Here is a 21,945-nt window from a genome sequence, read left to right as displayed (position 1 = left end):
ATGAATATCATGCGAGGCACGGCTGCGTCGTGCGCCGGCCTCAGAGGGTAGCGAATTGAACGACATGGCAAAGAATCTGATCCTGTGGTTGATCATCGCAGCTGTCCTGGTGACAGTGATGAACAACTTCTCCAGCCCTAACGAGCCGCAGACCCTCAACTATTCCGACTTCATCCAGCAGGTCAAGGATGGCAAGGTCGAGCGTGTGACTGTCGACGGCTACATCATTACCGGCAAGCGCGCCGACGGCGACAACTTCAAGACCGTGCGCCCGGCCATTACCGACAACGGCCTGATCGGCGACCTGGTCGACAACCACGTGGTCGTTGAAGGCAAGCAGCCTGAACAGCAGAGCATCTGGACCCAGTTGCTGGTTGCCAGCTTCCCGATCCTGGTCATCATTGCCGTGTTCATGTTCTTCATGCGCCAGATGCAGGGCGGTGCAGGCGGCAAGGGCGGGCCGATGAGCTTCGGCAAGAGCAAGGCACGCCTGCTTTCCGAAGACCAGGTCAAGACTACCCTGGCCGACGTTGCGGGCTGCGACGAGGCCAAGGAAGAGGTTGGCGAGCTGGTCGAGTTCCTGCGTGATCCGGGCAAGTTCCAGCGCCTGGGTGGCCGTATCCCGCGCGGTGTGTTGATGGTCGGCCCACCCGGTACAGGTAAGACCCTGCTGGCCAAGGCCATCGCTGGCGAGGCGAAAGTGCCGTTCTTCACCATTTCCGGTTCGGACTTCGTGGAAATGTTCGTCGGTGTCGGTGCCAGCCGTGTGCGCGACATGTTCGAGCAGGCCAAGAAGCACGCCCCGTGCATCATCTTCATCGACGAAATCGACGCCGTTGGTCGCCACCGTGGTGCCGGCATGGGCGGCGGTCACGACGAGCGCGAGCAAACCCTCAACCAGTTGCTGGTAGAGATGGACGGCTTCGAGATGAACGACGGCATCATCGTCATCGCGGCTACCAACCGTCCGGACGTGCTCGACCCGGCGCTGCTGCGTCCTGGTCGCTTCGACCGTCAGGTAGTGGTTGGGCTGCCGGACATCCGCGGTCGCGAACAGATCCTCAAGGTGCACATGCGCAAGGTGCCGGTCGGCGATAACGTCAACCCGGCGGTGATTGCCCGTGGTACTCCAGGCTTCTCCGGTGCCGACCTGGCCAACCTGGTCAACGAGGCTTCGCTGTTTGCCGCACGCTCCAACAAGCGCCTGGTCGAAATGAAAGAGTTCGAGCTGGCCAAGGACAAGATCATGATGGGCGCCGAGCGCAAGACCATGGTCATGTCGGAAAAAGAAAAGCGCAACACCGCTTACCACGAGGCTGGCCACGCCATTGTCGGTCGACTGGTGCCTGAGCACGACCCGGTCTACAAGGTTTCGATCATCCCGCGCGGTCGCGCCCTGGGTGTGACCATGTTCCTGCCGGAAGAGGACCGCTACAGCCTGTCCAAGCGCGCGCTGATCAGCCAGATCTGTTCGCTGTACGGTGGCCGTATCGCCGAAGAAATGACCCTGGGCTTCGATGGCGTCACCACCGGTGCGTCCAACGACATCATGCGTGCCAGCCAGATCGCTCGCAACATGGTCACCAAGTGGGGCTTGTCCGAGAAGCTCGGCCCGCTGATGTACGCCGAGGAAGAGGGCGAAGTGTTCCTCGGTCGTAGCGCCGGCAGCCAGCATGCCAGCGTCTCCGGCGAGACCGCCAAGCTGATCGACTCCGAGGTGCGCAGCATCATCGATCAGTGCTACGCCACTGCCAAGCAGTTGCTCATCGAAAACCGCGACAAGCTCGAGGCGATGACCGAAGCGCTGATGAAGTATGAAACCATCGATGCCGATCAGATTGACGACATCATGGCCGGGCGCACCCCACGCGAACCGCGTGACTGGGACGATGACAAGAACTCGGGCACGCCAGCGGCCCAGGATGATCGTCCAGAATCGCCAATCGGCGGCCCGGCAGCTCAACACTAAGGGCATCTATGAGCTCAGTGCAGTACCCGACCCGGTTGCCTTGCGGCAACCGGGTTCTTGATTTGTCACGTACCCATGTCATGGGTATTCTCAATATCACCCCCGATTCCTTCTCCGATGGCGGGCGCTTCAACCAGCGCGACGAGGCCTTGCGCCATGCCGAAGCGATGGTTGCCGCCGGTGCCACGCTGATCGATATTGGCGGCGAATCCACGCGCCCTGGTGCGCGTGCGGTGTCGGTGACCGAGGAGCTGGAACGGGTGGCGCCGATGGTCGAGGCGATCAACAGCCGCCTCGACGTGGTCATATCGGTCGATACTTCCACGCCCGCGGTCATGCGTGAGTCGGCGCGGCTCGGTGCCGGGTTGATCAACGACGTGCGTGCGCTGGAGCGCGATGGCGCCCTCGACGCGGCTGCGGATACCGGGCTGCCGGTGTGCCTCATGCACATGCGTGGCGAGCCGGGCAACATGCAGGATGACCCGCATTACCAGGATGTGACCGCCGACGTTACGCGCTATCTTGAACAGCGTATGGCCGCCTGCGCGGCAGCGGGTATCGACGCGAACAGAATCATTCTTGACCCGGGCTTTGGTTTCGCCAAGACACTGGCGCACAACCTGAGCCTGTTCAAGCACATGGAAGCGCTCTATTGCCTTGGGCGCCCACTGCTGGTGGGCGTTTCGCGCAAGAGCATGATCGGCCTGACGCTGGAACGTCCGGTCGGCGAGCGGTTGTACGGCAGCCTGGCGCTGGCGGCGTTGGCCGTGACCAAGGGGGCAAGCATCCTGCGTGTCCATGACGTGGCCGAAACTGTCGATGTAGTGCGCATGATTGCTGCGGTGCAAAACGCCGAATAAGAACATTGGAGTCCCTATGAGCAGAAAATATTTTGGTACCGACGGCATTCGTGGCCGCGTCGGCGTATACCCGATCACGCCGGACTTCATGCTGAAGCTCGGCTGGGCGGCCGGCATGGCCTTCCGCAAGGCGGGCCACTGCCGGGTGCTGGTGGGCAAGGACACGCGGATCTCCGGCTACATGTTCGAGTCGGCGCTCGAGGCCGGCCTGTCTGCAGCAGGTGCCGATGTGCTGCTGCTCGGACCGATGCCGACGCCGGCCATCGCCTACCTGACGCGCACTTTCCACGCAGAGGCCGGTATCGTCATCAGTGCCTCGCACAATCCGCATGATGACAACGGCATCAAGTTCTTCTCGGGCCAGGGCACCAAGTTGCCGGACGAAGTCGAGCTGATGATCGAGGAGCTGCTCGACCAGCCGATGACCGTTGTCGAGTCGGGTAAGCTGGGCAAGGTTTCGCGCATCAATGACGCCGCCGGCCGCTACATCGAATTCTGCAAGAGCAGCGTGCCGAGCAGCACCAGTTTCGAAGGCCTCAAGCTGGTGGTCGATTGCGCCCACGGCGCCACCTACAAGGTCGCGCCAAGCGTATTCCGCGAGCTGGGTGCCGACGTGACCGTGCTGCACGCCCAGCCGGACGGCCTGAACATCAACGAAGGCTGCGGCTCGACCCATATCGAGTCGCTGCAGGCGGCCGTGCTGGTGGGGCATGCCGACCTCGGTATCGCCTTCGACGGCGACGGCGACCGCGTGCTGATGGTCGACCACACTGGCGCGATCATCGACGGTGACGAGCTGCTGTTCATCATCGCTCGCGACTTGCACAGCCGTGGCAAGCTGCAGGGCGGAGTGGTCGGTACGCTCATGAGCAACCTGGGCCTGGAGCTTGCACTGAAGGACCTGGATATCCCGTTCGTGCGGGCCAAGGTCGGCGACCGGTACGTGATGGCCGAGCTGCTGGAACGTGAGTGGCTGGTCGGTGGTGAAAACTCCGGCCACGTGGTGTGCTGCAACCACACCACCACCGGTGACGCGATCATTGCCGCGCTGCAGGTTCTGATGGCGCTCAAGCGTCGTGGTGAAAGCCTCGCACAGGCCCGCCAGGCCCTGCGCAAGTGCCCGCAGGTACTGATCAACGTGCGCTTTGGGGCGAGCAAGGTCGACCCGCTGGAGCACCCGGCGGTCAAGGAAGCCAGTGCCAAGGTGACCGAAGCGTTGGCCGGTCGTGGCCGTGTGCTGCTGCGCAAGTCCGGGACCGAGCCGTTGGTGCGGGTCATGGTCGAGGGCGAAGACGAAAGCCAGGTGCGCACGCACGCCGAAGCGTTGGCCAAACTGGTCGGCGAAGTTTGTGTCTGAAGGCGCTTGCCAGCGCAGATCTGGTTGGGTAAGATCTGCGCCCACTTTGACCGACGAGGTAAAGCATGCGTCGCCCTATGGTAGCTGGTAACTGGAAGATGCACGGTACCCGCGCTAGCGTCGCTGAGCTGACCGAAGGCTTGAGCAATCTTGCCTTGCCGAGCGAAGTGGAAGTCGCGGTATTTCCACCCGCCTTGTTCATCAATCAAGTGATCGATGGCCTGGCAGGCAAAGAAATTACTGTCGGCGCACAGAATTCTGCTGTACAACCCGAACAGGGTGCGCTGACCGGGGAAGTTGCTCCGGAGCAGCTGGCTGAAGCAGGTTGCAAGTTGGTGTTGGTGGGTCACTCGGAGCGTCGCCAGATCATTGGCGAAACCGACGATGTGCTCAATCGCAAGTTTGCAGCGGCCCAGGCCAAAGGTTTGAAGCCAGTGCTTTGCATAGGGGAGACCCTTGAAGAGCGCGAGGCGGGCAAGACGCTAGAAGTTGTCGGGCGTCAACTAAGCAGTATCATCGAAGCTTTCGGTGTTAAGGCTTTTGCCAATGCAGTAATTGCCTATGAGCCTGTATGGGCCATCGGTACGGGCCTTACGGCCTCGCCACAGCAGGCCCAGGATGTGCACGCCGCCATCCGCGGCCAGCTGGCGGCAGAAGATGCTGAAGTGGCTGCGAAGGTGCAGCTGCTCTACGGCGGCAGCGTGAAGGCGGCCAATGCGGCCGAACTGTTCGGCATGCCGGATATCGATGGGGGGCTCATTGGTGGAGCGTCCCTGAACGCAGACGAATTCGGTGCAATTTGTCGCGCCGCAGGAAACTGAACAAATGCTGGAAACAGTCATCGTCGTTTTTCATCTGTTGGCAGCGCTGTCGCTTGTAGTGCTGGTTCTGTTGCAACAGGGTAAAGGTGCTGAAGCAGGTGCATCTTTCGGCGCGGGTGCCTCAAACACCGTGTTCGGGAGTCAGGGCTCTGCAACGTTCCTAAGTAAATTCACTGCTATACTCGCTGCCACTTTCTTTTTGACAGCACTTGGGTTAGGATACTTCGCGAAGCAACAAGCTCACCAGCTTAGCCAAGCAGGTCTTCCAGATCCAGCAGTGCTAGAAGTGAAAGAGCAGCAAAAGCCGGCAGTTAATGATGATGTACCGGTGCTCCAACAGCAGAAGAGTGAAGTCACCCCTAATACTGGTGATGTACCTCCTCCGGCAGAAGAGCAGAAGTAACGGGTTTCAAGTAGTAGTATTGCCGAGGTGGTGGAATTGGTAGACACGCAACCTTGAGGTGGTTGTGCCCATAGGGTGTAGGGGTTCGAGTCCCCTTCTCGGTACCAATTAAAGCTTGAGAGCCCGCTTTAGCGGGCTTTCTTGTAGGTGATCGTTTGGATTTGACCCTCAACGGGGTTCGGTCTTATACTTTCGCCCCAGCTTTGTCGCGGGGTGGAGCAGCTTGGTAGCTCGTCGGGCTCATAACCCGAAGGTCGTTGGTTCAAATCCAGCCCCCGCAACCAGCTTCAGCGGAGCCCCTTTTCAGGGGCTTTTTGCTAACCGAACAGTTTTCGGCGTCGTTGTCCAACGGCGCTTTCAGGGATGGGCGCTTCGCCCATTTTTTATTTGCACAGCATGCACGAGGGGGTTCAGGTGTCGAGCAAGCTAGAACAGTTGCAGGCCTTGTTGGCCCCGGTGGTCACGGGGTTGGGCTTCGAATGCTGGGGGATTGAATTCGTCTCCCAGGGCAAGCATTCGGTACTACGTGTCTACATCGACAAGGAAGGCGGGATTCTGGTGGACGACTGCGCAGAAGTCAGTCGCCAGGTCAGCAGCGTTCTTGATGTGGAAGATCCGATCAGCTCTGAATATACCCTAGAGGTTTCTTCTCCTGGCATGGAACGCCCGCTGTTCACGCTTGAACAGTTTGCCTCGCATGCCGGCGAACAAGTGAAGATCAAGCTGCGCTCACCCTTCGAGGGTCGTCGTAACTTCCAGGGCCTTCTCCGCGGTGTGGAGGATCAGGATGTGGTGGTCCAGGTGGACGACCAGGAGTTCCTGTTACCGATCGACTCGATCGACAAGGCCAATATTATTCCCAGTTTTGACTGAGACGTGCCGGGCCCGGTGGACTATCCGGGCCCAATGGCTTGCGCAAGGCGAGGCGTACGATGAGCAAAGAAGTACTGCTGGTTGTTGAATCGGTATCCAACGAAAAAGGTGTACCGCCCGGCGTCATTTTCGAAGCGCTGGAAGTGGCCCTGGCCACTGCAACCAAAAAACGTTTTGAAGACGAAGTCGACCTGCGTGTGGAAATCAACCGCCACACCGGTAGCTACGAGACCTTCCGTCGCTGGACCGTGGTCGACGAGGCCGATCTTGATGATCCGGCAATCGAGACCTGGCTCGACAAGATCAAGGACACTCACCCGGAAGCCAAGATCGGTGACGTGATCGAAGAGAAGATCGAGTCCATCGAATTCGGTCGTATCGCCGCCCAGACCGCCAAGCAGGTCATCGTGCAGAAGGTCCGCGAGGCCGAGCGCGCCCAGGTGGTCGACGCCTACCGCGAGCGCGTAGGCGAGATCATCTCCGGTACCGTCAAAAAGGTTACCCGCGACAACGTCATCGTTGACCTGGGCAACAACGCCGAGGCCTTGCTGGCTCGCGAAGATATCATTCCGCGTGAAACCTTCCGGGTCGGCGTGCGCCTGCGTGCACTGCTCAAGGAAATTCGCACGGAAAACCGTGGTCCACAGCTGATCCTGTCGCGCACTGCGCCACAGATGCTGATCGAGCTTTTCCGCATTGAAGTGCCGGAAATTGCCGAGGGCCTCATTGAAGTCATGGCCGCCTCCCGTGATCCGGGATCGCGAGCCAAGATCGCCGTCCGCTCCAAGGACAAGCGCATCGACCCGCAAGGTGCCTGTATCGGCATGCGTGGTTCGCGCGTCCAGGCCGTATCCGGGGAGCTGGGTGGTGAGCGTGTGGATATCGTCCTGTGGGACGATAACCCGGCGCAGTTCGTCATCAACGCCATGTCGCCGGCTGAAGTCGCGGCGATCATCGTTGATGAAGATGCCCATGCCATGGACATCGCCGTCGCCGAAGACAACCTGGCCCAGGCCATTGGCCGTGGCGGTCAGAACGTTCGCCTGGCCAGTCAGTTGACTGGCTGGACCCTGAACGTGATGACCGAGAAGGACATCCAGGCCAAGCAGCAGGCCGAAACCGGTGACATCCTGCGCAATTTCATTGATGAACTGGAAGTCGACGAGGAGCTGGCCCAAGTGCTGGTCGACGAAGGCTTCACCAGCCTCGAAGAAATTGCCTACGTACCGTTGGAAGAAATGCTCAACATCGATGGCTTTGACGAAGATATCGTCAATGAGCTCCGCGCTCGAGCCAAGGACCGTTTGTTGACCAAGGCCATCGCTACCGAAGAAAAACTGGCAGACGCCCACCCGGCCGAAGACCTGCTCTCCCTTGAGGGCATGGACAAGGACCTGGCGGCTGAACTGGCGGTGCGCGGCGTGGTTAACCGCGAAGACCTGGCCGAGCAGTCGATCGACGATCTGCTCGACATCGACGGCATCGACGAAGAGCGTGCCGGCAAGTTGATCATGGCCGCCCGAGCCCATTGGTTCGAGTAATTAGGCGCGGCCTGAGGAGAGAAGTGCATGACGCAAGTCACGGTGAAAGAACTGGCCCAAGAGGTCGAGGCACCGGTAGAGCGCCTGCTGCAGCAGATGCGTGAGGCAGGTCTGCCGCACACCGACGCCGGTCAGGTAGTGACCGACAATGAGAAGCAGACCCTGCTGACTCATTTGAAGAGCAGCCACAAGAGCAAGGCGGAAGAGCCGCGCAAGATTACCTTGCAGCGCAAAACCACCAGCACCCTGCGTGTCGCCGGTAGCAAGAGCATCAGCGTAGAAGTACGCAAGAAGAAAGTATTCGTGCAGCGCAGCCCGGAAGAAATCCAGGCTGAGCAGAAGCGAGAGCAGGACGAGCGCCGCGCGGCTGAAAACGCCGCTCGCGACAAGGTTGACGCCGACGTTCGCCAGCGCAACGAAGAGCAGGCTCGCCGTCAGGCAGCAGAAGCCCCTGCTGCTGCCCCGGCAGCCGCCGCCAAGCCAGCTGCAGCCGCGGCTCCGGCCCCGGTAGTCGCTGACGCACCGGCGTCCGAAGACGCTGCAGCCCGTGCTGCCGAGCGCAAGAAGGACGAGACCCGTCGCAACGAAAGCCGTACTCGCGATGACGACCGTCGTCGCGGCGAGGCTCCGCGTGTGTCGATCAAGGTCAAGGTCAAGGAGAAGGAAAAAGCGCCGACTCCACGTGCCGCTCCGCGCACCACCGACGAAGAGAGCGATGGCGCTCGTCGTGGTCGTGGTGGCAAGGGCAAGCTGAAGAAGCGCAACCAGCACGGCTTCCAGAACCCGACTGGTCCGGTCATTCGTGACGTGACCATCGGCGAGACCATCACGGTCTCCGAACTGGCCAACCAGATGTCCGTCAAGGGCGCCGAAGTGGTCAAGTTCATGTTCAAGATGGGTACTCCGGTCACCATCAACCAGGTGCTCGACCAGGAAACCGCTCAGCTGATCGCAGAAGAGCTGGGTCACAAGGTCACCCTGGTCAGCGATACCGCCCTGGAAGATTCCCTGGCCGAATCGCTGAAGTTCGAAGGCCAGACCGAGTCGCGCGCCCCGGTCGTTACCGTCATGGGTCACGTTGACCACGGCAAGACCTCGCTGCTCGACTACATCCGTCGTGCCAAGGTTGCCGCTGGCGAAGCCGGTGGTATCACCCAGCACATCGGTGCCTACCACGTGGAAACCGACCGCGGCATGGTCACCTTCCTCGATACCCCAGGTCACGCTGCGTTTACCCAGATGCGTGCCCGTGGTGCCAAGGCTACCGACATCGTCATCCTGGTGGTGGCGGCGGACGACGGCGTGATGCCGCAGACCCGTGAAGCCGTACAGCATGCCAAGGCAGCTGGCGTCCCACTGGTTGTAGCAGTGAACAAGATCGACAAGCCGGGTGCCGACCTCGATCGCATCCGTAACGAACTGTCGGTTGAAGGCGTGACCTCCGAGGAATGGGGTGGTGACACGCCGTTCGTCAAGGTTTCGGCGAAGATGGGTACCGGTGTCGACGAGCTGCTTGAAGCCGTCCTGCTGCAGGCCGAAGTGCTTGAGCTGACCGCCACTCCGACCGCTCCTGGTCGTGGTGTCGTCGTCGAATCGCGCCTGGACAAGGGCCGTGGCCCGGTGGCTACCATCCTGGTTCAGGACGGTACCCTGCGTCAGGGCGACATGGTCCTGTGCGGCTCCAACTATGGCCGCGTACGTGCCATGCTCGACGAGAACGGCAAACCTGTGAAGGAAGCCGGCCCGTCGATCCCGGTCGAGATTCTCGGCCTGGACGGTACCCCGGAAGCCGGTGACGAGCTGTCCGTGGTTGCCGACGAGAAGAAAGCCCGTGAAGTTGCCCTGTTCCGTCAAGGCAAATACCGCGAGGTCAAGCTGGCCCGTGCTCACGCCGGCAAGCTGGAAAACATCTTCGAGACCATGGGTCAGGAAGAGAAGAAGACCCTCAACATCGTCCTCAAGACCGATGTACGTGGTTCCCTGGAAGCGTTGAACGGCTCGCTCGGCAGCCTGGGCAACGATGAAGTCCAGGTGCGCGTGATCGGTGGTGGCGTTGGTGGTATCACCGAGAGCGACGCCAACCTGGCGCTGGCTTCGAATGCAGTACTGTTCGGCTTCAACGTGCGTGCCGATGCCGGCGCGCGCAAGATCGTCGAGCAGGAAGGTCTGGATATGCGTTACTACAACGTGATCTACGACATCATCGAAGACGTCAAGAAGGCCCTGACCGGCATGCTGGGCAGCGATGTTCGCGAGAACATCCTGGGTGTCGCGGAAGTGCGTGACGTGTTCCGTTCGCCGAAGTTCGGCGCCATCGCTGGCTGTATGGTCATCGAGGGTACCGTGTACCGCAACCGTCCGATCCGCGTACTGCGCGAGGACGTTGTGATCTTCGAAGGCGAGCTGGAATCGCTGCGTCGCTTCAAGGACGATGCTGCCGAAGTGCGTAATGGCATGGAGTGCGGTATTGGCGTCAAGAGCTACAACGACGTCAAGGTCGGCGACAAGATCGAAGTCTTCGAGAAAGTCCAGGTGGCTCGTACCCTTTAAGGGCGAGCTTGCCGCCAAACCCCGCCCTACGGCGGTTGGCGGCACCTTTACAGGTAGCGCCCGGTCAGGCATCAGCTTGACCGGGCGTTTGCCGCTTTAAGTTACAGGTAGCAAGAATGGCCAAAGAATATAGCCGTACCCAACGTATTGGCGATCAGATGCAGCGCGAGCTGGCCGAGCTGATCCGTCGCGAAGTCAAGGACCCACGTGTCGGCCTGGTGACCATCACTGCCGTGGACGTCAGCCGTGACCTGGGCCATGCCAAGGTGTTCATCACCGTCATGGGCGAGGAAACCCCGGACGCCGTGCAGCAGTCGCTGAAGGCACTGAACAGCGCTGCCAGCTTCCTGCGCCTGCACCTGGGCCGCTCGATGCAACTGCGCAGCGTGCCGCAGCTGCACTTCCACTTCGATGAAAGTGTCAGCCGTGGCGTGCACCTGTCGGCGCTGATCGAGCGTGCAGTGGCCGAAGACCGCCTGCACCAAGGTACCGACGAGCCGGACACCAAGGAGTAAGCGGTGGCCCAGGTCAAACGTATCCGCCGCAACGTCAGCGGCATCATCCTGCTGGACAAGCCGCTGGGCTTCACCTCCAACGCCGCGCTGCAAAAAGTGCGCTGGCTGCTGAACGCGGAAAAGGCCGGCCACACCGGTAGCCTCGACCCGCTGGCAACCGGTGTGCTGCCGCTGTGCTTCGGCGAAGCGACCAAGTTTTCGCAGTACTTGCTCGATTCCGACAAGGGCTACGAAACCGTCATGCAGATGGGCCAGACTACCAACACCGGCGATGCCGAAGGTGAAGTGCTGCAGACCCGCGACGTGACCGTTGGTCGCGCCGACATCGAAGCGCTGCTGCCACGTTTTCGCGGCCCGATCAGCCAGATACCGCCGATGTACTCGGCGCTCAAGCGCGACGGCCAGCCGCTGTACAAGCTGGCACGTGCAGGAGAGGTAGTGGAGCGCGAGGCGCGTTCTGTTACTATTAACCGGCTGGAGTTGCTCGAGTGCGAAGGCACCCGTGCACGGTTGACCGTAGGATGCAGCAAAGGCACCTATATCCGCACCCTGGTGGAGGATATTGGCGAGGCTCTTGGCTGCGGCGCCTATGTAGCCGAGCTGCGCAGGACCCAGGCCGGGCCCTTCGCGCTGGCGCAAACCGTCACCCTCGAAGAACTCGAGCAGGCCCATGCCGACGGCGGCAACGAAGCGCTTGATCGCTTCCTCATGCCATCGGACAGCGGGTTGCAGGATTGGCCAATGGTCAGCCTGTCCGAGCACAGTGCGTTCTACTGGCTGCATGGCCAGGCGGTACGCGCACCGGACGCGCCACAATTCGGCATGGTCCGGGTACAGGATCACAACGCACGCTTCATCGGTATCGGTGAAGTGAGCGAAGACGGGCGCATTGCGCCGCGTCGACTGATTCGGTCGGAATGACCGATACCACCCGGGGCGGCTCGAGCCGGTCCGGGCGGAACCGAGGATGGCTGTCAGTAGGCACGGTCACACCTCATTTATTAATACAGGGTTCGTCCCTGGCCTATTGGACCCCGCTTGCGGGATCCGTGTAATTGGAGTTGCCTCATGGCCCTCAGCGTTGAAGAAAAAGCTCAAATCGTTACCGACTACCAGCAAGCTGCTGGCGACACTGGTAGCCCGGAAGTTCAGGTTGCTCTGCTGACCGCGAACATCAACAAACTGCAAGGCCACTTCAAGGCCAACGGTAAAGACCACCACTCGCGTCGTGGCCTGATCCGCATGGTTAACCAGCGTCGTAAGCTGCTGGACTACCTGAAGGGCAAAGACACCACTCGTTACAGCGCCCTGATCGGTCGCCTGGGCCTGCGTCGCTAATAGCGGCCTGGTCAGTGGTGTGCATGGCGTGTCTCATGCATTGGCAACGTTGCCTTGCAGCGTTGTCTTTGAGCACGCCATGCGTATCTGCGAGGCTGGCAGCCTGGTGATGTCGAGCGGTTCTACCGCTCGGCAGCCAGGCTCCCGGCCTCGTGTTGTATCTGGACGGTCAATGGGGCCGATTCCCCGTTCTGCCCAAGAATTCGCAAGAAACCAGTTCCCCCAGAGCCACTGAAAAAAGGTAGGAAACCGTGAACCCGGTAATCAAGACTTTCCAGTTCGGTCAATCGACCGTTACTCTCGAAACGGGCCGTATCGCCCGTCAGGCAACCGGCGCCGTGCTGGTTACCGTCGACAACGACGTCACCGTGCTGGTGACTGTGGTAGGCGCCAAACAGGCTGATCCAGGCAAGGGTTTCTTCCCGCTGTCGGTTCACTACCAGGAAAAGACCTACGCCGCCGGCAAGATCCCGGGTGGCTTCTTCAAGCGTGAAGGCCGTCCTTCCGAGAAAGAGACGCTGACCTCGCGCCTGATCGACCGTCCGATCCGTCCGCTGTTCCCAGAAGGCTTCATGAACGAAGTGCAGGTTGTCTGCACCGTGGTTTCCACCAGCAAGAAGACCGACCCGGACATCGCTGCGATGATCGGTACCTCGGCTGCGCTGGCCATCTCCGGTATTCCGTTCGAAGGCCCGATCGGCGCCGCCCGTGTTGCTTTCCACGAGAGCACCGGCTACCTGCTGAACCCGACCTACGAGCAACTGGCTGCCTCGAGCCTGGACATGGTCGTTGCCGGTACTTCCGACGCTGTGCTGATGGTTGAGTCGGAAGCTCAAGAGCTGACCGAAGACCAGATGCTGGGCGCCGTACTGTTCGCCCACGACGAATTCCAGGCTGTTATCCAGGCCGTCAAGGAGCTGGCTGCAGAAGCTGCCAAGCCTACCTGGGACTGGAAGCCTGCCGTCGCCAACACCGAACTGTTCAACGCCATCCGCGCCGAGTTCGGCGAAGGCGTTTCGCAGGGCTACACCATCACCGTCAAGGCTGACCGCTATGCGCGCCTGGGCGAGCTGCGTGATCAGGCCATCGCCAAGTTCTCGGGTGAAGAAGGCCAGCCTTCGGCTTCCGAAGTGAAAGAAATCTTCGGCGAAATCGAATACCGCACCGTTCGCGAAAACATCGTCAACGGCAAGCCACGTATCGACGGCCGCGACACCAAGACCGTTCGCCCTCTGAACATCGAAGTCGGCGTTCTGCCGAAAACCCACGGTTCGGCGCTGTTCACCCGTGGCGAAACCCAGGCCCTGGTCGTCGCGACCCTGGGTACTGCGCGTGATGCCCAGCTGCTGGACACCCTCGAAGGCGAGAAGAAAGACCCCTTCATGCTGCACTACAACTTCCCGCCGTTCTCGGTAGGTGAGTGTGGCCGCATGGGCGGTGCTGGCCGTCGCGAAATCGGTCACGGCCGCCTGGCTCGCCGTTCGGTACAGGCCATGCTGCCTGCGGCCGACGTGTTCCCGTACACCATCCGTGTGGTGTCGGAAATCACCGAATCCAACGGTTCCAGCTCCATGGCTTCGGTCTGTGGTGCTTCCCTGGCGCTGATGGATGCGGGCGTGCCGATGAAGGCACCGGTTGCCGGTATCGCCATGGGCCTGGTCAAGGAAGGCGAGAAGTTCGCAGTCCTCACCGACATCCTGGGTGACGAAGACCACCTGGGCGACATGGACTTCAAAGTTGCCGGTACCGCCAAAGGTGTTACTGCGCTGCAGATGGACATCAAGATCAACGGCATCACCGAAGAGATCATGGAAATCGCCCTGGGCCAAGCCCTGGAAGCGCGCCTGAACATCCTCGGCCAGATGAACCAGATCATTGGCCAGTCGCGTACCGAGTTGTCGGCCAACGCCCCGACCATGATCGCGATGAAGATCGACACCGACAAGATCCGTGACGTCATCGGCAAAGGCGGCGCCACCATTCGCGCCATCTGTGAAGAGACCAAGGCTTCGATCGATATCGAAGACGACGGCTCGATCAAGATCTTCGGCGAAACCAAGGAAGCGGCGGAGGCTGCCAAGCAGCGCATCCTGGGTATCACCGCCGAGGCCGAGATCGGCAAGATCTACGTCGGCAAGGTCGAGCGCATTGTCGACTTCGGCGCCTTCGTCAACATCCTGCCGGGTAAAGATGGCCTGGTGCACATCTCCATGCTGAGCGATGCTCGCGTCGAGAAAGTGACCGACATCCTGAAAGAAGGCCAGGAAGTTGAAGTACTGGTACTGGACGTGGACAACCGCGGCCGTATCAAGCTGTCGATCAAGGACGTCGCCGCTGCCAAGGCATCGGGCGTCTAAGCGACTGCCAGGCAACAGGAAAAGGGCTCTTCGGAGCCCTTTTTTTATGCGCGACAGGGAACCTTTTGCGGACTTGCATCTTGCATGCAGGTTTACCGCGCAGGTTGCAAAATGCACGACACCTTGAACCTCGGCGATCAGCTAACTCATTGATTTATAAGTAAATAATCAAAGAGTAAAAGCTGGCACAGCCCATGCAACTACCTTCATACCTGCCGCCAGGACATACGGCGCAGACCTTTCGAAAAACAGGAGTGACACACATGAAGAAGTTCGCCATTGCTGCTGCTACTGCCACCGCTCTGACCCTGACCATGGCTAACGCGGCATTCGCCCAGCAAACCACCCAGGCCCCGATGACGCTGGCCGCCGGTGAGGTGACCCAAGCCAAGGAAGCGACCTCTGACACTTGGATCACCACCAAGGTCAAAGCCGACCTGATGACCGAGAAAGGTGTGCCTGGCAGCGACATCAAAGTGGAAACGAATAAAGGTGTCGTGTCGCTGTCGTCCGACATGAAAGTGACTGAGGCCCAGAAAGAGATGGCAGTTGCCATCACCAAGAAGATCAAAGGCGTACAAGCCGTATCGGCTGATGGCCTGAAGTCCGAATAAGGATTGTCCCGACGGCCAAATGGATTTGGCCACCATCCCTGGAAGGGGCCGCATTGCGGCCCCTTCTTCGTTTTCAGTACACCGGGTTGCGCGCTACGACGTCGCTCTCGATGCACTCCTGGCTGACGATGAGCGGCTCCACCAGCGGGCGGCTATCCCGGTAATGCGCGGTCTGGGTATGCGCCTCATAGGCCGCATCATCGCGGTAGATTTCGTACAGGTAGATGACCTGCGGGTCGACGCGATCCTGCGACACGTCGAACACCAGGCATCCAGGCTCGGTGGCGACAGAGGCAGCGGCATTGACCTTGATCGCGGTCAGAAAATCCTCGACGCAACCTGGCTTTATACGGGTCTTGATAAACAGGCTATACACAAGTCGCTCCTTATGTTTTAAATTCAGGAATGAATTGTATACAAAAATGGAGCTTCGCTGATGTCCGAATTGCCTGCACGCCCCGGTCGCCTGAATGGCCTGCGCCATATTGCCCTGCTGGTCCCCAACCTTGAGGAGTGTGAGCGTTTCTACGTCGATGTGCTGGGAATGGAAGTGCTCAACCGCGCCAACGAGGACCTGGTGTACCTCACCTGCGGTAACGACAACCTGTCGCTGGGGCGTGGGGCAGGGGCAGCCAATGGGCTGCAGACCCTGGACCACTATGGTTTCATCGTGGATAGCGTGGAGGAGCTGGAGGCCTGGTATGCGTACTTCAAGGCCCTGGGCGTGACCTTGCTGGATCGGCCGTTCAACCATGGTGACGGGGCGCGCAGCTTCCACCTGCTGGACCCGGCGGGGAACAAGGTACAGCCGCTGTATCATCCGGCGGTGTCCGGGCAGCGGCTGGTCTGAAGCCTGGATTCAGCCGCTGCCACAGGCTTGCTGATTACTCGGCATCCAGATGCATCGGCGTTACCACCCGCCCATCGCTTTCAGGCTGCCCCAGGCTGGTATCGATGAAATACACCCGGTCATCTTCCAGCTTGCCTTTGTCCACCAGGTAATCCTTGATGCTGCTGGCCCGCTCCTGGCCAAGGGTGCGTAGCAGCGCGGTACTTTCGGCCCAGGACTTGATCACCGCTTCGCGCAGCTTGGCCGTACGCTCGTCACGGCCCAGTTGTTCCCAGTCAGCCGGCGGTTGCTGCTTCAGGCGGGTGCGGTAGATGCCTTCGAGCATTGCCGGCTTGTCGCTGTCGTCGACCACCAGCAGCGAGGCATTGGCCGGCACCTTGTCGCCCCGGCGCTGCAGGATCTTGTACCAGGTAGCCTGATATTCACGCTCCAGCCGCTGCTCGGCGATCAGCGGGCCATCGCTGGCCTGTGCGCTGGTGCCTTCGATTTCCAGGCGCAGCGCCGGGCGCTCCTTCAGCGCCGCCGCCAGCTTGTCGAGGGACGCCTGGGCGTCGCCGCCGAGCTCGCTGGAGCCCGGGGCGAACGCCACGCTGCCGAGGTCTTCCGAGCCACCGCCGGTAATCAGCCCGCCAATGAACTTGAACGGCGCCTGCGCCGCGCGCAGCACCAGGTTGCGCAAAGTTTGCCAGACAATCGGCATCACGCTGAACTGCGGGTTGTTGAGGTCACCGGTTACCGGCAGTTCGATCGAGATCTTGCCCTCGGTATCCTTCAGCAGCGCCACGGCCAGGCGGATCGGCAGGTCGACCGCGTCCGGGCTGTCGACCTTCTCGCCCAGTTGCAGCTGCTCTACCACCACCTTGTTCTCGGCCTTGAGCTGGCCGTTGGTGATCAGGTAGTGCAGGTCGAGGTTGAGCCGCCCCTTGCGGATGCGGAAGCCTGCGAACTTGCCGGAGTAGGGCGTCAGCGTGGTCAGCTCGACGCGCTTGAAGCTGGTGGCGATGTCCAGGCTGGCCAGCGGGTTGAACGGGTTCAGGGCACCCTTGATGGTCACGGGTGCATAGCGGTCGACCTTGCCCTTGATGTCGACCTTGGCCGGTACTGCCTTGCGGTTGTCGATGGTGCCGATCTGGCCGTTGAGCTGCTGCACGGCCGTGGCGAAGTTGGGTGTGAGTGACAGATCGGCGAAGTTGGCCGAACCGTCGTTGATGTCTATCTGGCCAATGTGGATGCCCAATGGCTTGCTGCTGCCAGCAGCAGCCGGCTTGGCCTGACTGCTCGCCGGGGCGCCTGCCGGCTGCGGGATCAGCAGGTCATTGACGTTGGTGGTGCGGTCTTCATTGATGATGAAGCGCGCATAAGGCTGCAGCAGGGTCACCTTGTCGATCGACAGCGCATCGCCGTGTACATAGGCCAGGCCGTCGACATTGACCTGCTGCCATTTGACGAAGTCGCGGCTCTTGATGGTGTCGAGGGTATGCAGCTGGTTGACCTGTGCCTTGCCGGTGACAGTGAAGGCAAGCGGGGCGGTGTTCTTCAGGTCGACCTTGAGGTCGCTGGCGAGCATGCCGCTGCGCAGTTCCAGCAGAATGAACGGACTGATGTAGGGCTGGGCTACCCGCAGGTCGATGTCGCGGGTGCTGACATCCAGCTTGGCCCATACCGGTGCCAGGTTGACCTGGCCGGCTGCCTGCAGCTTGCCCTGTTTACCTACGCCGCTGTCGAGCTTGAGGGTGAAGGGCGACTGGTTGAGACTGTCGAAACCTTGCAGGTCCGCGTTGAGCGGGCCGACGTCGAGGGCAACCGGCTCTTTTTGCGAACGGTCGGCCAGGTGCACCATGTAGTTACGCAGCTGTACGTCCTTGAGCAGCACCTGCCAAGGTTTGCTGGGCTCTTTGGCAGCTTTCTGTTCAGGCGTGGGCTCGGCGGCAGCCGGCTCGGCCTTTTCCTTCGGCGTGGCCTTGGCCGGCTGGCTGGCAAACAGCTTCTGCCAGTCGAGCTGGCCGTCTTTTTCCAGCGCGGCCCAGGTTTCGAGTTTTTCGCTGCGGATCTTGCCCACGGTCACCCGCTGCTTGACCAGGTCGACGGAGGTCTCGCTGACCTCCAGGCTGGCCAGGCGGGCCAGCGGGCGGCCATCCGGTGCCTTGATGGCGAACGGCGCAATGCGCACGGAGGCATTGTCCAGCAGCAACTCGGTCTGTTTGGCGAGGTTGAGCTTGTAATGCGTATCGAGGCTGACAATGCCTTCTTCCAGCACCAGCGGCACGGCATCGCGCACGTAGGGCCAGAACGCCTTCATCTTGGCGTCGGTGACCTTCAAGGTGCCCTCGGAGGCGATCGGCGACAGGCTCAAGGTGCCGTTCCAGTCAATGCGACCGCCGTTAGGGCCGTTGGCTACGAGGGTCATGTCGGCATTGTCGTCGGGCAAGGTGCTGAGGTTTTTCAGCTCCAGGTTCATGTTGTCGTACAGGAACTCGATCGGCTCGCTCGGGCGCTGGTCGGCGAAGTGCAGGTAACCCTCACTGAGCTTGATGCTGCCGATGCGCAGCGGAAACGGGTCGCTGGGCGGCTCGTCAGCTTTGGCTTGGTTGGCCGGCAGCTTGAACAGCCCTGTCAGGTTCAGGGCCCCGTCCTTGGCGAACAGCACTTCGGTGCGGGGTTTGTCGAGTTCGACCGCTTCCAGGTGCAGGGCGCGGGTCCACAGGCTGTCGAGCGAGAGGTTGGCGTACAGGCGCTCGAAGGCGACCTGTTCCTTGCCTGGCTCGCCGAGCTGCAGGCCCCACAGCGTCAGCTCGAGGCTGAAGGGGTTGAACTCGATGCGTTCGAGATGCGCCGGCACGGTCGCGTACTGGGCCAACTGCTGGTTGGCAATACGCAGCGCGACACCAGGAAGAATGAGAAAGCCGAGCAGGCTGTAGAGGGCTACGAGGGCCACGATTGCGCCAGCGGCGCGAGTCAATCCTTTGTACATGTGTCGCTTCGTCTGTCTAAGCAGGAGTGCTTGGAGTATGGCAGGTTAAATCAGTTCCGCTGGGACGGTAGCTGGTGTCATTCGATACCCATGCGCCGCTTGGCCCGATGCGCCGAGCCGTCGCGCATGGCCCAGCGCAGCACTGGCGCGGTGCGTTGCAGGCCCAGGCGGATCAGGCGCCGCTGCAAGGGGCCGTGCTGCAGGCCGAGCATCGCCTGGCCCCAGCCCGGCAGCAGGTCGATGCCGGCGTGCAGCATCAGCTTGCCCACCGGTTGCGCCAGGCGGCTGGGGGCAGGGGCATCAAGCAGAATCTGCATTACCTCGTGGCTGCGCGCATCGCAGTGCAGCTGCGGGCGCATGCGTTGCAGGTAATCTTCGACCTGCTGGCACGAACGCGGCACGTCACGGGCGCCAAGGCGCTCGGCGATCAATGCAATTTCGTTGTAATAGGCATCCTGCTCGGCACGCGAAAGGTGCGGGTTGCGGTAACGCAGGTGGGCAGCGAGAAAGCTGCTGACCTCCGCCACATGCACCCAGGTGAGCAAATCTGGGTCGCTGGCTGCATAGGGACGGCCATCCGGCGCGGTGCCGGTGACCTGGAGGTGAATCGTGCGCACCTTGTCGATCAGCCATTCGGCATCGCCAGTGGCGCCGAAGGTGGTGCCGGAGATGAACTGGCTGGTACGGCGCAGCCGGCCGAGCAAGTCCTGACGGAAATTGGAGTGGTCCCACACGCCAGCCAGGGCCAGCGGATGCAGCAACTGCAGCATCAGCGCGCTGATGCCGCCGACCAGCATGCTCGGGAAGTCCCCGTGCACGCGCCAGCTGATGCTGTGCGGGCCGAACAGGCCTGGGTCGCCCTTGGGCGATTCCAGGTCGAGCTGGCCTAGGGCCAGCCCGGTGAGGCTCATGACCTGGGTTTCGATGCGGCGGCGGAGGGCTTCCATGGCGACCTGTCGTGCAGGGCGGCCAGGGACTGCGGCCGCCGGTTACTGGTTGAGGCGTTTGTCGATCAGGCCCTGCACCACGCTGGGGTCGGCCAGGGTCGAGGTATCGCCCAGGTTGTCCAGCTCGTTGCAGGCGATTTTGCGCAGTATACGCCGCATGATCTTGCCTGAGCGTGTCTTGGGTAACGCCGGCGCCCACTGGATCAGCTCGGGCTTGGCGAAACTGCCGATTTCCTTGCTGACCAGGGCTAGCAGTTCGGCCTTGAGCCCGTCGTCGGGGGTTACTCCGTTCATCGGTGTGACGAAGGCGTACACGCCCTGGCCCTTGAGGTCGTGGGGGTAACCGACCACCGCTGCTTCGGCGACGCTGTCATGCAGCACCAGCGCGCTTTCGACTTCAGCAGTGCCTATCCGGTGACCGGAAACGTTGATCACATCGTCGACCCGTCCAGTGATCCAATAGTCGCCATCGGCATCGCGGCGGGCCCCGTCACCGGTGAAGTAATAGCCGGGCATCGGCTTGAAGTAGGTATCGACCATGCGCTGGTGGTCGCCATAGACGCTACGGATCTGCCCGGGCCAGCTGGCCTTGATTGCCAGCAGGCCTGCGCCGGGGCCTTCGATCAGCTGGCCTTTTTCGTCCAGAAGAACCGGCTGCACGCCAAACATCGGCTGTGTGGCGCAGCCGGGCTTCAGCGTCTGCGTACCTGGCAATGGCGTAAGCATGATGCCGCCGGTTTCGGTCTGCCACCAGGTATCGACGATGGGGCAACGCTGCTGCCCGACTTCCTCGAAGTACCACTCCCAGGCTTCGGGGTTGATCGGTTCGCCAACACTGCCCAGCAAGCGCAGGCTTTTGCGCGAGGTACTTTGCAGCGGCCCGGAACCTTCGCGCATCAGCGCCCGCAGCGCAGTCGGGGCGGTATAGAAGATGTTCACCTGGTGCTTGTCCACGACCTGCCAGAACCGCGAGGTATCCGGGTAGTTGGGTACGCCTTCGAACATCAGCGAGATTGCGCCATTGGCCAGCGGGCCATAGACGATGTAGCTGTGGCCGGTGACCCAGCCGACGTCGGCCGTGCACCAGAACACTTCGCCTTCGCGGTAATCGAACACCACCTTGAAGGTCATCGTCGCCTGCAGCAGGTAGCCGCCGGTGGTGTGCAGGACGCCTTTGGGTTTGCCGGTGCTGCCGGAGGTATAAAGAATGAACAGTGGGTCTTCAGCCTCCATCGGCTCTGGCTCGCAGTCATCGCCGGCGTTTGCCGTCGCCTGGTCATACCAGAGGTCGCGGCCTTCGGCCCAGGCAACTTCACCACCGGTGCGGCGCACCACGAATACGCTGCTGACAGCAGGGCAACTGGCCAGGGCCTGGTCGACGTTCTGTTTCAGCGGGACGCGCTTGCCGCCGCGCACGCCTTCATCTGCGGTGATCACTGTGCGGCAGTCTGCATCGAGGATGCGGTCACGCAGGGCGTCAGGGGAGAAACCGCCGAACACCACCGAGTGGATGGCGCCGATGCGGGTGCAAGCGAGCATGGCGAAGGCGGCTTCGGGGATCATGGGCATGTAGATGCATACCCGGTCGCCTTTTTTAACCCCGCGTGCTTTCAGGGCGTTGGCCAGGCGGCAGACCTGGCGATGCAGCTCGCGGTAAGTAATGGCCTTGGAGTCGTTGGGGTCGTCGCCTTCCCACAGCAGGGCGGTCTGTTCGCCGCGCTGGGCCAGGTGGCGGTCGATGCAGTTGTAGCTGACGTTGAGCTGGGCCCCGTCGAACCAGCGCGCCTGGCCAGTGTGCAGGTCACATTGCTGCACGCTCGACCAGGGTTTGATCCAGTCCAGGCGCTTGGCTTGCTCGGCCCAGAAGGTGTCGGGGTCGTCGACCGACTGGCGGTACAGGCGGTGGTATTCGTCGAGGGTGAGGATGGCGGACTGGCTGACGGCCAGCGCCTGGGGATAGTTGCGGATATCGAACATGG

General features: G+C 61.3%; 18 protein-coding genes and 2 tRNA genes. 16 read left to right on the top strand and 4 right to left on the bottom strand.

Annotated features, from left to right (window positions below; all coding sequences use genetic code 11):
• Positions 1-64 precede the first annotated feature (64 nt).
• From ftsH to AC5O5R_RS23615, 15 genes are all read left to right on the top strand, one after another.
• On the top strand, positions 65-1,969 hold the full coding sequence (ftsH, locus tag AC5O5R_RS23685; RefSeq protein WP_494511712.1) for an ATP-dependent zinc metalloprotease FtsH: 1,905 nt from the start codon (positions 65-67) through the stop codon (positions 1,967-1,969).
• Positions 1,970-1,977: 8 nt separating this feature from the next.
• Positions 1,978-2,829, top strand: coding sequence for a dihydropteroate synthase (gene folP / locus AC5O5R_RS23680; RefSeq protein WP_172221628.1), 852 nt, complete (start codon positions 1,978-1,980; stop codon positions 2,827-2,829).
• A 16-nt stretch (positions 2,830-2,845) separates the two neighbouring features.
• Complete coding sequence (gene glmM, locus AC5O5R_RS23675) at positions 2,846-4,186, top strand: phosphoglucosamine mutase (RefSeq protein WP_172221625.1); 1,341 nt, start codon at positions 2,846-2,848, stop codon at positions 4,184-4,186.
• 65 nt (positions 4,187-4,251) lie between these two features.
• The gene (tpiA, locus tag AC5O5R_RS23670; protein WP_172221622.1) at positions 4,252-5,007 is read left to right on the top strand and encodes a triose-phosphate isomerase; all 756 of its coding nucleotides are present in this window, start codon (positions 4,252-4,254) and stop codon (positions 5,005-5,007) included.
• Between the two features lie 4 nt (positions 5,008-5,011).
• Positions 5,012-5,410, top strand: coding sequence for a preprotein translocase subunit SecG (gene secG, locus AC5O5R_RS23665; RefSeq protein WP_172221619.1), 399 nt, complete (start codon positions 5,012-5,014; stop codon positions 5,408-5,410).
• A 21-nt stretch (positions 5,411-5,431) separates the two neighbouring features.
• Positions 5,432-5,517 (top strand) — tRNA-Leu (locus AC5O5R_RS23660).
• A gap of 100 nt (positions 5,518-5,617) precedes the next feature.
• Positions 5,618-5,694, top strand: a tRNA-Met gene (locus tag AC5O5R_RS23655).
• Positions 5,695-5,824: 130 nt separating this feature from the next.
• Positions 5,825-6,283, top strand: coding sequence for a ribosome maturation factor RimP (gene rimP, locus AC5O5R_RS23650; RefSeq protein WP_172221631.1), 459 nt, complete (start codon positions 5,825-5,827; stop codon positions 6,281-6,283).
• A 59-nt stretch (positions 6,284-6,342) separates the two neighbouring features.
• Complete coding sequence (gene nusA, locus AC5O5R_RS23645; RefSeq protein WP_016489167.1) at positions 6,343-7,824, top strand: transcription termination factor NusA; 1,482 nt, start codon at positions 6,343-6,345, stop codon at positions 7,822-7,824.
• A gap of 27 nt (positions 7,825-7,851) precedes the next feature.
• The gene (gene infB / locus AC5O5R_RS23640; RefSeq protein WP_172221616.1) at positions 7,852-10,374 is read left to right on the top strand and encodes a translation initiation factor IF-2; all 2,523 of its coding nucleotides are present in this window, start codon (positions 7,852-7,854) and stop codon (positions 10,372-10,374) included.
• A gap of 116 nt (positions 10,375-10,490) precedes the next feature.
• A complete protein-coding gene (rbfA, locus tag AC5O5R_RS23635; RefSeq protein WP_172221613.1) occupies positions 10,491-10,889 on the top strand; it encodes a 30S ribosome-binding factor RbfA in 399 nt (132 codons plus the stop codon).
• Positions 10,890-10,892: 3 nt separating this feature from the next.
• On the top strand, positions 10,893-11,810 hold the full coding sequence (gene truB, locus AC5O5R_RS23630) for a tRNA pseudouridine(55) synthase TruB (protein WP_172221610.1): 918 nt from the start codon (positions 10,893-10,895) through the stop codon (positions 11,808-11,810).
• A gap of 147 nt (positions 11,811-11,957) precedes the next feature.
• Positions 11,958-12,227 (top strand): 30S ribosomal protein S15, encoded by a 270-nt coding sequence (gene rpsO, locus AC5O5R_RS23625; RefSeq protein WP_016489163.1) that lies wholly within the window; start codon positions 11,958-11,960, stop codon positions 12,225-12,227.
• Positions 12,228-12,478: 251 nt separating this feature from the next.
• Positions 12,479-14,584: a polyribonucleotide nucleotidyltransferase gene (gene pnp, locus AC5O5R_RS23620; RefSeq protein ID WP_043202562.1), complete on the top strand. Its 2,106-nt coding sequence runs from the start codon at positions 12,479-12,481 to the stop codon at positions 14,582-14,584.
• A 263-nt stretch (positions 14,585-14,847) separates the two neighbouring features.
• The gene (locus AC5O5R_RS23615) at positions 14,848-15,198 is read left to right on the top strand and encodes a BON domain-containing protein (RefSeq protein ID WP_172221607.1); all 351 of its coding nucleotides are present in this window, start codon (positions 14,848-14,850) and stop codon (positions 15,196-15,198) included.
• 73 nt (positions 15,199-15,271) lie between these two features.
• On the opposite strand, the gene AC5O5R_RS23610 is transcribed toward AC5O5R_RS23615, so the two are convergent.
• Positions 15,272-15,574, bottom strand: a complete 303-nt coding sequence (locus AC5O5R_RS23610) for a heme-binding protein (RefSeq protein ID WP_172221604.1) — start codon at positions 15,572-15,574, stop codon at positions 15,272-15,274.
• Positions 15,575-15,634: 60 nt separating this feature from the next.
• On the opposite strand from AC5O5R_RS23610, the gene AC5O5R_RS23605 reads away from it, so the two are divergent.
• On the top strand, positions 15,635-16,048 hold the full coding sequence (locus tag AC5O5R_RS23605; protein ID WP_172221602.1) for a VOC family protein: 414 nt from the start codon (positions 15,635-15,637) through the stop codon (positions 16,046-16,048).
• A gap of 34 nt (positions 16,049-16,082) precedes the next feature.
• Here AC5O5R_RS23605 and AC5O5R_RS23600 read toward each other — a convergent pair whose 3' ends face one another.
• The 3 genes from AC5O5R_RS23600 to acs form a co-directional block, all read right to left on the bottom strand.
• Complete coding sequence (locus AC5O5R_RS23600; protein WP_494514764.1) at positions 16,083-19,019, bottom strand: DUF748 domain-containing protein; 2,937 nt, start codon at positions 19,017-19,019, stop codon at positions 16,083-16,085.
• Between the two features lie 77 nt (positions 19,020-19,096).
• The gene (locus AC5O5R_RS23595; protein ID WP_172221596.1) at positions 19,097-19,966 is read right to left on the bottom strand and encodes an oxygenase MpaB family protein; all 870 of its coding nucleotides are present in this window, start codon (positions 19,964-19,966) and stop codon (positions 19,097-19,099) included.
• 42 nt (positions 19,967-20,008) lie between these two features.
• Complete coding sequence (gene acs / locus AC5O5R_RS23590) at positions 20,009-21,943, bottom strand: acetate--CoA ligase (protein WP_172221593.1); 1,935 nt, start codon at positions 21,941-21,943, stop codon at positions 20,009-20,011.
• Positions 21,944-21,945: the final 2 nt, after the last annotated feature.

Source organism: Pseudomonas sp. 8_5_2 (genome assembly GCF_059295255.1).
The sequence above is the reverse complement of the archived record's forward strand: the minus strand, read 5'-3'. Positions and strand labels throughout refer to the sequence as shown.